The 12676-nt window shown below is 60.9% G+C and carries 14 protein-coding genes; 2 read left to right on the forward strand and 12 right to left on the reverse strand.

What is annotated here, in order from left to right; translation table 11 throughout:
• Window positions 1–105: 105 nt before the first annotated feature.
• The 7 genes from WCA85_RS20310 to WCA85_RS20340 form a co-directional block, all read right to left on the reverse strand.
• A complete protein-coding gene (locus WCA85_RS20310; RefSeq protein ID WP_424066672.1) occupies window positions 106–1497 on the reverse strand; it encodes a lactate utilization protein B in 1392 nt (463 codons plus the stop codon).
• Window positions 1494–2237 (reverse strand): (Fe-S)-binding protein, encoded by a 744-nt coding sequence (locus WCA85_RS20315; protein WP_424066673.1) that lies wholly within the window; start codon window positions 2235–2237, stop codon window positions 1494–1496. The genes WCA85_RS20310 and WCA85_RS20315 overlap by 4 nt, the downstream gene beginning before the upstream one ends.
• Before the next feature lie 239 nt (window positions 2238–2476).
• On the reverse strand, window positions 2477–3208 hold the full coding sequence (locus WCA85_RS20320; protein ID WP_424066730.1) for a FadR/GntR family transcriptional regulator: 732 nt from the start codon (window positions 3206–3208) through the stop codon (window positions 2477–2479).
• Between the two features lie 854 nt (window positions 3209–4062).
• The gene (locus tag WCA85_RS20325) at window positions 4063–4599 is read right to left on the reverse strand and encodes a hypothetical protein (protein WP_424066674.1); all 537 of its coding nucleotides are present in this window, start codon (window positions 4597–4599) and stop codon (window positions 4063–4065) included.
• A complete protein-coding gene (locus WCA85_RS20330) occupies window positions 4590–5129 on the reverse strand; it encodes a hypothetical protein (protein ID WP_424066675.1) in 540 nt (179 codons plus the stop codon). Before WCA85_RS20330 ends, WCA85_RS20325 begins: the two co-directional genes overlap by 10 nt.
• 101 nt (window positions 5130–5230) lie before the next feature.
• On the reverse strand, window positions 5231–5500 hold the full coding sequence (locus WCA85_RS20335; protein WP_424066676.1) for a transglycosylase SLT domain-containing protein: 270 nt from the start codon (window positions 5498–5500) through the stop codon (window positions 5231–5233).
• A gap of 100 nt (window positions 5501–5600) precedes the next feature.
• On the reverse strand, window positions 5601–6785 hold the full coding sequence (locus WCA85_RS20340; RefSeq protein WP_424066677.1) for a pyridoxal phosphate-dependent aminotransferase: 1185 nt from the start codon (window positions 6783–6785) through the stop codon (window positions 5601–5603).
• Window positions 6786–6945: 160 nt separating this feature from the next.
• On the opposite strand from WCA85_RS20340, the gene WCA85_RS20345 reads away from it, so the two are divergent.
• A complete protein-coding gene (locus WCA85_RS20345; protein ID WP_424066678.1) occupies window positions 6946–7107 on the forward strand; it encodes a hypothetical protein in 162 nt (53 codons plus the stop codon).
• 163 nt (window positions 7108–7270) lie between these two features.
• Here the strand turns inward: WCA85_RS20345 and WCA85_RS20350 are convergent, their stop codons facing one another.
• A complete protein-coding gene (locus tag WCA85_RS20350; RefSeq protein WP_424066679.1) occupies window positions 7271–8776 on the reverse strand; it encodes an RNA polymerase factor sigma-54 in 1506 nt (501 codons plus the stop codon).
• 505 nt (window positions 8777–9281) lie between these two features.
• Between WCA85_RS20350 and WCA85_RS20355 the strand changes: the two genes are divergently transcribed.
• Window positions 9282–9620, forward strand: a complete 339-nt coding sequence (locus WCA85_RS20355; RefSeq protein WP_424066680.1) for a BON domain-containing protein — start codon at window positions 9282–9284, stop codon at window positions 9618–9620.
• Between the two features lie 218 nt (window positions 9621–9838).
• Here WCA85_RS20355 and WCA85_RS20360 read toward each other — a convergent pair whose 3' ends face one another.
• From WCA85_RS20360 to WCA85_RS20375, 4 genes are all read right to left on the reverse strand, one after another.
• A complete protein-coding gene (locus WCA85_RS20360) occupies window positions 9839–10291 on the reverse strand; it encodes a PA2169 family four-helix-bundle protein (protein WP_424066681.1) in 453 nt (150 codons plus the stop codon).
• Window positions 10292–11047: 756 nt separating this feature from the next.
• Window positions 11048–11629: a glycine zipper domain-containing protein gene (locus WCA85_RS20365; RefSeq protein ID WP_424066682.1), complete on the reverse strand. Its 582-nt coding sequence runs from the start codon at window positions 11627–11629 to the stop codon at window positions 11048–11050.
• A gap of 64 nt (window positions 11630–11693) precedes the next feature.
• Entirely contained in the window at window positions 11694–12038 is a 345-nt protein-coding gene (locus WCA85_RS20370) for a DUF1488 domain-containing protein (RefSeq protein WP_424066683.1), read from the reverse strand.
• Window positions 12039–12106: 68 nt separating this feature from the next.
• Entirely contained in the window at window positions 12107–12658 is a 552-nt protein-coding gene (locus tag WCA85_RS20375; RefSeq protein ID WP_424066684.1) for a type 1 glutamine amidotransferase domain-containing protein, read from the reverse strand.
• Window positions 12659–12676 lie beyond the last annotated feature (18 nt).

The following is a 12676-nucleotide window of genomic DNA, read 5'->3' on the forward strand; positions in this document are numbered from 1 at the left end:
GCCGTAAACCGCGCGCGCAGATCGCCGCCCACGGAAGCGAACAACGGCACCTCCGGTCGCGGCCGCCCGTCGGGCTGCGCCGCGCGCACCTTGGCGAGAAATGCTTCACGCGTTGCCATCACCACCTCCCCGATTCTTCTTGTACCACGCGTGAAACGTCAGCTTCGGGGCCTCCGGCAATTCACGCTGCTTACCCCAGATGTTGAGCGGGTTATACAGCACGAAATTCGGCAGCCGCCGCAGCGCCCCGCCCATCGACGACACCGTCGCCCGATACAGCGTCGGACTCGCCAGCAAACGGCCCGCCATCTTGAGCACTTCCTGCTTCACGAACGGCACCTCGTGTTGCTCGGTGATCACCTCGCGCCACTTGTAGATCTGCTCGTGAATATTGATCTTCACCGGACACACATTCGTGCAACTGCCGTTGAGCGTCGACGCAAAAGGCAACGCGCTATAGCGTTTGAGATCGAAGGTCGGATTGATGATCGCGCCAATCGGTCCCGAGTAGGTGCCGCCATATGAAAGGCCACCACTGCGTCGATACACCGGGCAAGTATTCATGCACGCGCCGCAGCGGATGCATTTGAGCGAGTACCAGAAGTCCTCCATCGCGAGCCGCTCGGCGCGGCCATGGTCGACGAGGATGAAGTGCATCTCGGTGCCCGGACGCGGCGCGCGAAAGTGCGAGGTGTATTGCGTGATCGGCGAGCCGAGCGCGCTGCGCGACAGCATGCGAATAAAGACGCCAAGATCGGCAATTTTTGGAATCAGTTTCTCGATGCCAATCGAAGCAATGTGCAATGGCGGCACGTTCGCGGAGAGATCCGCATTGCCCTCATTCGTGCAGACCGTCACGGTACCCGTTTCCGCCACTGCGAAATTGCAGCCGGTCATACCCGCCGTTTTCTCGCGGACGAAATACGGCCGCGTATTCATCCGCTGGCTTTCCGCGAGGTAATGAATATCGCTATTGTCCGGATCGGTGCCGATGGTGCGGCCGAACAGTTGCGCCACATCGCCTCGCAACTTGTGCACGGCCGGCACAACCATATGGCTTGGGTCCTGATGATCGAGTTGCTGGATGCGCTCGCCCAGATCGGTCTCCATCACCGTGATGCCGCGCGGCTCCAGATAGTCACGCATCGCGCATTCGTCGGTGAGCATGGACTTGCTCTTCACCAGCGTCGTCATGCCGCGCTCGGACATGATCTTGTAGACGAGTTCGTTGTGCTCTTCGGCCGTCGCGGCCCAATGCACCACCACGCCGTTCGCTTCGGCGGCGCTTGCAAACTGGTCGAGATACTCGGACAGATGCGATAGCGTGTGTTCCTTGATACCCGAAGCCAGTTCACGCATCGTTTCCCATTCGGGAATCTGATGCGCCTGTGCATCGCGCTTTTCGCGCAGATCCCACAGACGCTTGTCATGAAACGCCACGTGCTCAGTCTTGGCGATAAACGCGCCTGCCGCTTTCGCGTGATCGATCCGGCTCATTCGCGTGCTCCATTCAGGACCTGCGCGATATGGATAAAGCGCGCGTTGGCCTTCATCCGTTCCGCACAGCCCTGCTGATGCATCAGGCACGACATGTCGCCCGACACGATATATTCCGCGCCCGCGTTCAGATGATCGCGGACCTTGTCCTGCCCCATTCGTACCGAAACCGGCTCCTCGGTCACCGAGAAAGTACCGCCGAAACCGCAACACTCATCGGGCCGCGTGGGCTTCACGAACTCGATCCCCTTGACGCCTTGCAACAAGGCGAGCGGTTTCGAGAACGGCGTGCCGGCCACCTCGGAGATGGACGCTTCCTTCAGATGTCGCAACGCGCTGCAACTGTTGTGCAGGCCGACCCGATGCGGAAACTCAGCCCACGGAAATTCGCGGGCGCCGACCACGTCATGCAGGAACTCGACCAGTTCATAAGCACCGGCCCGCACGCGTTTGACCTCGTCGGTTTGCTCGATGGCGGTCAAATGCTCGCGCACGTGATGGATACAGCTCGCGGAGGGTCCCACGATGTAGTCATAGCCAGCGAAGTTGCGCGCGAACACTTTCTCCGCGCCGGCTGCTTCGCTTTGCGCCCCGCTATTACCCATCGGCTGGCCGCAGCAGGTCTGCTCCTGCGGGTAGTCGACCTCGATACCGAAACGCTCGAGCAGTTCGAGCGTGGCAATCCCCACCTCGGGATAGAACGCGTCGATAAAGCAGGGGATGAACAGTGAGACTTTCATGGGTTCGAGGGCCAGCTTATTGAGGGAACAAGGCTGATAACCGGGTGCTGCCAGGCGCCAATTCCGCACCACATGGGGCGTGCTTGCGCGGGGTGTCGCGACACCTACTGTACTGCGGAAGTGCGCCTAACGCAGTACGCAGTAGTGCCAGTCAGTGACGCTGGTCAATGTGGTCATGTTGGTATGACCAAGACTATAAGGAACTTGTCTGGGGGTGTCAATCCGGGGCTTTTAGCGCTTCAGGTCGGCTTCGCCGCGTCTTCTGCGTAAAGCTCGCGCACGTACGTCAGATGGCTTTCCGCTGCCTTACGGGCCTTTTGCGCGTCGCGGGCCATCACGGCATCGAAGATCGCCTGATGCTGGAGCAGCAGTTGCGCTTCCTTCGCGTCGTCGTAGTCGATCAGGCGGTGATACTGCCGCATTCCTTCGCGGATCAGCGTGTGAATGCCGTGGATCACGTGTGCAAGCGCGACGTTGTGCGTCGAGTCCGCGATAGCAAGGTGGAACGCCGCGTCCAGTTCGGCCAGGTTGATGCGATCTTCGGACAGCGCACAGGCCTTCAGCTCTTCGAACGCGTTGCGGATTTTCAGCAGATCGGCGGCGGTCGCGCGCTCGGCGGCATAGACCGTCGCAATCGACTCCAGCCCCTGGCGCAGTTCGAGAATGTCGCTACTGGTGCGCGGATTTTGCAGCAGCAGTTCCGCGAGCGGCTTCGAGATGATGGGCGCGGTCACGTCCACCACGGTAAAGCCGCCCCGCCCCGAGGTCTCGATGTAGCCGTCCGCTTCCAGACGGATTAGCGCCTCGCGCAACGATGGCCGCGATACGCCGAGTTGGGTCGCGAGATCGCGCTCGGCCGGCAGACGGTCACCCGGCATCAACACGCCGTCCGAGATCAGGCGTTTGATCTGGTCGGACACGACATCGGACAAACGTTTGCGCGTGAAGGACTGAACCGGGTGAAAGTGCATAGGCAAGGTGGACGTAGCGTGGATGCTTAAGGAAACGTGCAAGGGTGCCGCCGCGACGGCTGCGCGAGCCCCGTCGTCGCCCGTATGCGTTGCGTTGGTGCCTGCGCAGTGGGCACAACGGGGCGCTGTAATTATAGCGTCCGCATTTTGGCCCCCACCCCTAGCGCACCGTCTCTCCATAAAAGCGGTCAAGGTCGCCCTTGAGCATATGCAGCGCACCGTCGTCGAGGTAAATCATATGTCCGCTCGGATAGTACGCAATCTGCACATTGCCGCGCAGCGACGGGTCGAGTTGCATGTGAGCCAGATCGTATTCGGTGGCGAAAAACGGCGTCGCCAGATCGAAATAGCCGTTCACCGATAGCACGCGAAGCTGCGGATTCTGCCGCATCGCTTCGGCCAGATCCCCGGCTGCATAGGGAGCGAGAAGATGCTCACCCCACGCCGCACGATGCTTCATGTCCCAATCCCGGCCCGCTTCATTGTTGAATACGCGGTAGCGATCCGTCGGGGTGTAATGCAGGTCATCAGCCAGATATTGATGCAGCGTCGCAGCAAACGCACTGGCGACGCTGGTCACCGAAGCGTCGTAATCCGGACTGTCACCCACATCGTTGTAATCGATCCCTTTGAAGCGTGCATCGTAACGTCCGATAGTGCGCGACTCGCTGCGCAGCAACTGCTTGCGAAAACCCGACGGACCGACACGCAGACGCGAGTCCTTCACATACTGCACGTCCAGCCCCGTGTAGTGCGCGACCTGCGCGGCAATGGCGTCGCGTTCGCTGTCGGGCAGCGCGTCACCTTGGGCGAGCGCTGCCGCATACGGTCCACGAGCAAAGCTGCGCACCTCGTCAAGATATGCGGGCAAACTGGGCGGTTTGGGCACGATCTTGTTGTGATACCAGGCCACCGCTGCGTAACTCGGCAGGTAGCTTTCGATGCGGAAATCCGTGCCCGGTGCGTAGTGCGCATAGTTGAGGACCGAGGACATCAGGATCACCCCGCTCAGCGCGATATTGCTCTCGCTCAGCTGGTACGCCAGCGATATTGCTCTCGCTCAGCTGGTACGCCAGCATCGCCGCGCGGGTCGTGCCATAGGATTCGCCGAGCAGATACTTGGGCGAATTCCAGCGCTGATTGACCGTCAGATAACGGTCGATGAACTGCGTGAAAGCAGCGAGATCTGGATCGACACCGTAGAAGTTCTTGCCCGTGGCGTGGCCGACGATTCTCGAAAAACCGGTGCCGACCGCATCCACGAATACCAGGTCCGATTTGTCGAGCAGACTGTCCGGGTTATCGGCCAGCACATACGGCGCAGGCGGTGTGATGGCCGGGCTCGATGTATGCGCGCGTTTCGGACCGAACGAACCCATCATCAGAAACACACTGCCGGCGCCGGGGCCGCCGTTGAACAGAAGGTGACCGGGCGATTCGACGGGGTTTTCGAATCCGCGACGTAGGCGACGTAGAACACGCTGGCCGTTGCCTCGCCAGCGTCGTTATGCAGCAGCAGATTGCCTGCCGCAGCGGTGTAGGCAAGCTTGCGGCCGTCGAGCGTGACTGTATGGCGCGTGACCGACGCGGTCTCGGGCGGGACTGGAATCGCCGTGCCGGGCTTTGCGTTGCCGGCGTGCGCTTCGTCCTCTTCACCGTGCGCCGCGGTTTCCCCGGGATCAGGCACAGTCGCGGATTTTGCACGGGTTGAACGCGTGCGTCCGGTACTCGCCTGTTCCGGTTGCGAGCCCACGTTGCCGCGCGGGCTCGTTGTCGCAGGCGCGGACGTGCCTGCGGTTGCTGACGCTGAACTTGCGGCAAGGTCCGCTGCGTGACTTCGTTGAACCGGCACGGCCCAGACAATGCCAACGAGTACCGCTGCAGTACATCCTCGCCGCGAAATTCGAAAATGGTTGCCCATGCACTCCCCCTCTCTTTCCGCAGAGTTTAACCAGCTACGGGAGATTGCACATGTCCTTGGGGCGGTATTCGCGCCCGTCGAAGCACACTGAAGCCGGCGTGCTAGCGCGTTTCGACCAGTGCGACCTTGACGAATGCATCGGGTTGCGCTTGCAGGCGCGTGGAGAATTGCTGCATATTCAGCGCGACGCGGTGCGCGTAGCCTTTGCCGCCGCCGTTATAGCGTGCCAACGCCGAGGCCAGATCCCCGCCGCTGTCGTCGAGATAACCGCGCAGAATTGACGAGCCGATCGTGACGTTGACGGTTGGGTCGGACAGGTCCTTGCCGCCCGCGAGCAGTGATTGATGGTGGTTCTTCTGTTTGTCCTGCATATCGCCCGCATGTTGTTTGCTTGCGATGAACAGTACGTGGAACCATGTAACAGGCGAGCAAAACCTGTCCGCCCGGTGTAAACGCGGCATCAAGACGCCATTAACCCTGCTTGAGTTGCAAACTGCCCACGAACGCCGCTATCCGGTCACATGCCTCGACCAGGCGCGACTCGTCAACGACAAACCCGAGCCGCACAAAGCCGTTAGCCGTCTCCCCGAACGCGCTCGCGTCAAGCAGCGAAACGCCCTGCGCACGGAACAGTTGCCATGTGAAATCGACGGTATCGAGTCCGCAACCGCTGACATCGACCATCATGAACATCCCCGCTTCAGGTAACAGACAGCGCAGGCCAGGCACCCGGCTGAGCCGTTCATACACGACATCGCGGCGGCGCCGGTAGACCTCGCGCATCTCGGCGACGATCTGTGCCTTCTGCTCGAACGCGGTGAGCGCCGCCTCCTGGATAAAGCCGGGCAAGCCATACAGCATGCATAACGCCAATCGTCCAAGATGGCCAATCAATGCCTGCGGGCCGATTACCCAGCCCACCCGCCAACCCGCCATCGCATGCGATTTCGACAGGCTGGCAATCGTCACGGTGCGCTCAGCCATGCCATCGAGCGCAGCGATGCTGACGTGCTCACGCTCGAAAGTCAGGTCGGCATAGACCTCATCGGAGAGCACCCACAGGTCATGCTCGCGAGCCAGTTGCGCGATGCGTTCCAGATCGGCGCGCGGCATCACCACGCCGGTGGGATTGCACGGCGTCGCGAAGAAGATCGCCTTGGTGCGCGGGGTGATGGCCGCCGCGAGCGCATCGCAATCGAGGTGAAAGCCACGCGCGGGATCTACCGGGACCGGCACCAGCGTCGCACCGGACGAACGCACGCACGCTTCGTAGGTGAGATAAAGCGGTTCAGGGACGATGACCTCGTCGCCGGGTTCGCACAGGCACAGCGAGGTCGCAAAGATGCCGTTCTGCGCTCCGGCGCACAGGATCACGTTCTCAGCGCTAACCGCGCGCCCCGTGGTACGCGTATGCTCCTGCGCAATCGCGGCGCGCAGCGGTTCACGCCCCACCACGGCGGTGTAATGCGTATCGCCTGCACGCAGAGCCTCTACTGCCCGTTCGACGATCGCTTCGGGCGTCGCAAAGTCCGGATCGCCGACACTCAGCACGATTACATCTTCGCCTCTCGCGCGCGCCACCTGCGCGGCATGATGAATTTCCCACGCGGACGTGCGCTTGCCCTGCAGGCGCTCGACCAGACTCGCATACTTCATCCCCACACTCCTCGCGACGCAGACCTGCGGACCTGGAGGTCCACGGTACCGCGCGCCGCCGTTTTTGCGTGCCGAACACAACAGCACGCCCTGTTCGATTGGTTCACCTGGTTATCTGCCGATTCGGCAACAACGAGCCGCTTACGCTCACCATCAAGCGATGACAACGTACGTGCTGGCACGCGCCGTCAGCAAACGCGTGCCATGCTGCCCGGCCAACAATGTAATGGGCCGCGCGCTAAACGTCTACGGTGGCGTAGTGCTCGATCAGCGGGGCAAGAGTCTGTGGGACGATGGCTTGATGCGGACTGAGTCGCAGTAAGGAGCTACTGCCGTTAGAGGCAGGGAGCCCGCGCTCGGGGCCTATGTGGGATGTGAAAGATTAGAAAACCGTTGAGATGGACAGCTACGCGGAGATGAAAAGTGGCGAACGTGCGGCCACCGAAAGCCGTTGTGATCCGGCTACCCGTGGCCGCACGCGACGCTTAAATCTGGCGACGCAATTCCGCAGGCGGCACCTTCATCAAGTGACGATACTTTGCCACCGTGCGGCGCGCGACGAGTACACCCTGCTCGGCCAGCATGCGGGCAAGCGAGACATCCGAGAGCGGATCGCTGGTGTTTTCCGCAGCGATCATTTCCTTGAGCAGCGCGCGCACCGCCGCTGCGGAACACGTGCCGCCGCTTTCGGTGCCCAATTCGCGCGGAAAGAAATGCTTGAATTCGAAAATCCCGCGCGGCGTAGCCATGTACTTGTTGCCCGTCGCGCGTGAAATCGTGGATTCATGCAGGCCGAGTTCTTCGGCCACGTCACGCAGCACCATCGGCTTCAACGCGATCTCGCCGTACTGGAAGAACGCCTTCTGATGCGTGACGATGCACTCCGCGACACGCTGGATCGTATCGAACCGCTGTTGCGCGTTGCGAATCAGCCAGCGGGCTTCCTGCAACTGCTGCGCGAGCGGCGAGCGGCTCGCGCCCGCTGACTGCGCAAACAACTCCGCATACATGCGGTGAATTCGCGCGCGCGGCTGCACGGCCGGATTGATCGCCACGGTCCACTTGTTACGCACCTGGCGCACGATCACGTCCGGCACCACGTAGTTGTCTTCGGTCCGGCCATAGAAATTGCCGGGCTTCGGATCGAGCTTGCGCACCAGCGCACAAGCCACGCGTAGTTCTTCTGCGGAGCAGCCAATCTGCTTTTGCAACTCCGCCTGCTCGCGGCGGGCGAGGCGTTCAAGATGATGCTCGACCACTTGCAACGCGACCTCTCTGCCCGGCACGTCGGCAGGCATTGCACGCAGCTGCAGAGCGAGGCATTCGGAGAGCGAACGTGCGCCGAGTCCGGGACGATCCAGCGACTGCACGAGGCGCAGTGCGACAAGCAACTCTTCTTCGGTCAGTTCAGGATCAAGGTCGACGATGGCGGCAAGATCGGCAAGATCCTGACGCAGGTAACCATCGTCATCGAGGGCTTCGATCACGAAACGAGCAACTTCACGATCACGCTCGTCAAGACGATAAAGGCGCAGTGCGTCGTGCAGCTGCTCGCGCAGGCTCGGTTGCGAGCGCGCCCAGTCGGCTGGATCGCTACCGTCCGAATCGCCGTTCTGGCGCGACGAGCTGCGGCTATAAGAGTCACCGGAGAATTCGGTTGCGTAGTCGCCGGACGAATCGTCCTGACCGATGCTATCGCCTTCGCTCTCACGCGAATCGGCCACCGGCGCTTCCATCATCGCCTCAGGTTCGCTGACGGCGGCGCTGTCGCCCGCCGTAACAGCGATGCTTTCCTCTCCCGTGGAAGAAGTTGCGAGCGCAACGTCCTCCGTTTCGGTCGAGTCGTATTCGAGGAACGGATTGGTGTCGAGGGCGGTGCGCAACTCTTGCTGAAACTCGAGGGACGACAGCTGCAAGAGCCGCACGGACTGCTGCAAGCGCGGTGTCAGTGCGAGCGACTGCCTTGTGCGTAGTTCGATTGAAGGCGGCATTGTAGTCCTCTGAATAGTTCGGAAAGGTTGTTTCCGCAGTACAGAGCAACTGTCGTACCAGCTCTCGCAAAGTGCTGTTTTTTCACGGCTTTGCTTTTTTCGAGCGGGTCCGAACGCTGCTTCACAGCGTCGCTTTTTACAACCGGCCGGAAAAATGCGGACTGCGTGGTCAATCCGCTCGCGGCTTATCCGCTGGGCGTGGACGGCCCAAAGACCGCTGCTAAAAAGCGGATGTTGCGCCGCGCAAACCTCGGCCCATCTTGGTGCTGCAACGCAAAGTGCGAAGCATTGGCGCAGATCCCAAGTTCCCGGGCACGTCCCTTGCGGTACAGGTTGTCGTGGACGGATGCCGCTTCTCTCGTGCAGTCAGGCATCCGGTGTCGATGACGGGCCTCACGGAACCGTAGCGGCAACGATCCCACGCGAGTCATCGGCGCGCCGTTCCGGCCGCATCGACCGCATAGGCAACAAGACCGCCATTTTTCAACAACACAAAGGAGCATTCATGAAGCCTCTCCATTTCCTCAAGGCCGCTGGCAGCATCGCTTGTGTCGCATTCGCACTGAACGCCACCGCGCAGACCAGTGCCTCAGCGCCGTCCGCCAGTTCAGAATCCATTGGTCAGCATGTCGACGACGGCACCATCACCACCAAGGTGAAGGCCGATCTGCTCGGCGCAAAAAACGTGAAATCGACCCATATCCACGTGAAGACCCGCAAGGGCGTGGTGTGGCTCACGGGTACGGTGCCGAGTTCGGATGACAAGGCAGCGGCAGCCGAAGTCACCCAAAACGTCGACGGCGTGCAGAGCGTCAAGAACCATCTGAAGGTGGTGGCGGACTAACCGTCCCTTGTGCTGTTGATGCCGGCACGCCGGTGACAACGGACAGATAAAAGCGGCCGTGCAAATTATGCACGGCCGCTTTTGAATTTGCGCTGCGTTTGGCTATTGCTTAACCCTGTATTGAGTCAAGCAAATAGCCGAACCAGCACTACACACCGCCGTGGCAAGACGCCAGCGCGAGCCGCGCGCTAACTGATCACTCGCTCCTCGCTCAGCACTCAGCGCTTCGCAGCGGCAAACTGGTCACGCAGATCGCGGATGCGGTCATGGTTCTGAATCACGCCCTGAAACTGCCGGTCGATCACCATTCGCACGTCGGCTGGCAGATCTTCTTCTAGCGCGTCGCTGTAGTGTTTCTTCGCGACGTCTTCGCCCTTTTCACACTCGGCGAGAATCTCGTAGTCGCTACGTCCAGCCACGGCCGACTTCACGTCGGCCCAGCCGCGCCGCAGCGCACCGCTCATCGAGCCGCCCGTTTCCGGTTTTCCACCGAGTTTCTGCACGACGTCCTGTAGCTCGCGTGCGCCCTGCGTGCAATCTTCTGCCCGCGAGACGAAGAGTGCCTTTAGCTGTGTGTCGTGAGCGTCTTCGGCCGCCTTGCGGAAGCCGCGCTCGCCGTCCTTCGACGTTTCAACGAGGTCGTTCAGTACAGCGGTAACGTTGGTAGACATACTGTTCCTCCGGGTTTCGTGGTTGACCGACAGCCGTCGCCAACGGCTACGGCTTGAACATCACGAGGCCGCATGAGGCGTGCCCGGTTCGTCTTGCTATCTCCGCTTGTCGAAGGCGCGCGCAGTTGCAAACAACTCCCCCGGTCAGGTAAATCTTCCATGCCAAAACGCCATGAAAGCGGGAAAAGCCTCGTGCAGGAAGGCCTGGCGAGTCGTGACGGCAATGGCATGAATGTTGCTCGTTTGATGCTGCCCACAACACCACGTATTCGCCCATAAGTCGGCGGAACGCGGCGAAATCAAACAGCAACGGGCAGGCAACACCGACACAGGGAGCTAAACCATGAAAAAGATCAGGAGAGCGGAATTTCTGCTGGCCGTAGCCATCGTTACATCGGCCGCCGTCTTGCAGATTCGTGAACACATGCTGAAAGCGCCGGCGCAAAGCCCCGCGGCCGCACTATCCTGCGGCGCCGTTCAGCCGGGTCTCGCTCCAGCTTCGTGCGCAGCGACGCGCAGCGAACGGGCGGTGGAAGGCGCTCCTCGCACCCACCAGACCACGCCTCAGATTTGGGTTTGATTCAAGTTTAGGCGCGCGGCGACCGCATGAACGGGCCGCCGCGTTTTTTTGGCGCTTTTTCCGCGCATTCAGTTCAGATAAGCGGTGTCGCACAGCGTGACGCCGCGATCTCGCCGAACAGCAGCATCTCCTGCCCCCACTACGCCATCACGAGGCAGGAGACGCGCCCAAGCCGTTCAGGCGTGTTTCTCGGTAAATTCGCCAAGTGGCTTGGGCGGCTGAGTAGGATCGAAGTCGGCCCAACGGCCTTGTTGCCAGCGGCCTGTCGCCCGTTCGATCGCGGAACCACCGGCGTCACGCAGAACACGCGCGGCGTCGTACTGGCTATCCGGTGAGACGTGAACCGCCACCAGAACGCCGGAATCCCGCATCTCCCGAGGGAGAGCCTCGTGCTGTCCGCGCCGACCGCCTGTTCGCGTGTGAGACATGGCGCCGACCAGTGAACCGACATACGCACCCACCCCGGCAGCGATAAGCGAGACGAGCATCGGCGACCCAAAGAAGGTGAAGATGCCGACGCCCACCACAGCGCCGAGCGCCGCGCCTATGGCTACGCCCTTGCCCGCACCTTTGGGCGCTTCCCGGGCTTCGGCGTCCGTGCCGGTATCACCGCCAATCGGATAACGTGCGTGCTGGCCGCTTGGATTGACAAAGAAGAGCGTTACATCTTCTTCGACGAACCCGCTATTAAAGAGTCGTTGCGCGGCGTCTTCAGCTGCAGGGAAAGTGGTAAAGCGTGCTGCGACGATGAGTGACATAAAACCTCCTTTCATCGCGAATAGAAGTAACGCATCGATCAGATGGTTGATGCAACCGTGGACGTCATGCGGCGTGACCATGCCCCGGATCCAAACCTTCAACCCGGAACAACCCGCTATGCAGCACGACACTGCCGCCGTCGTTCTGATCGAGGGCTTCTGCGCACACCGAGCGGATCCGCAAGCGTCCGCGCTGGAAGGCTGCCAGCAGCGCATCTTCGAGCGCCGATGGTGCGCCGAAATGGTCCTCCAGCGCTTCAGCTGTAATCGCGCAAATAACCGGTGAACCGTCCACGGTTGCTATAAATTGTACGCTCAGGCTCGAACCGTCGAAGTCCGGCGCGTCGTCAGAAAAAGTGATGCGCATGGTGGCGTCCTCATAAGCAGGCCGCGACAGAATCGCGTTCATTTGAAGGGAATACCTGAATCTCATGCACTTTCTCCCTGGTTCGCAGGTCGACTGACGGCTCGCAACTTTCAAGCTGACTTATGCTTGCTTAGTTGTGCGATCAACGTTCTGTTGAAAGCAGGCAGATCATCCGGTTTGCGGCTACTAATGAAGTTGTCGTCCTCGACGACTTCCTGATCGACCCACGTGCCGCCCGCATTTCGAATATCGTCTTGCAGACTCGGCCAGCTTGTAACCGTGCGACCCTTGATGATGCCGGCCGAGACGGGCAACCAGGTGCCATGGCAGATCACTGCAATCGGCTTGTGCGCGCTGTTGGCCGCTTTCACGAAGGCTTGCGCCTGCGGCAATGAACGAATCGCGTCGCCATTCACGACGCCGCCAGGTAAAACTACCGCGTCGTAATCGGCCGCGATTGCCTTGTCAAAAGTGGCATCGACGTTCACCGTGTCGCCTTTGTCAACGTGCTTGAAACCTTGAATCGTGCCGGGCTTTGCCGAGATCACGTGGACCGTCGCGCCGGCTTCCGCAAGCGCGCGCTTCGGCTCGACCAGTTCAGCCTCCTCGAAACCATCGAGTGCGAGGACTGCAACCTTGCAGCCCTGAAGTGACTTATCCATTCGTATTTCTCCATCATT

Source organism: Paraburkholderia sp., assembly GCF_049581445.1.
Lineage (GTDB): Bacteria > Pseudomonadota > Gammaproteobacteria > Burkholderiales > Burkholderiaceae > Paraburkholderia.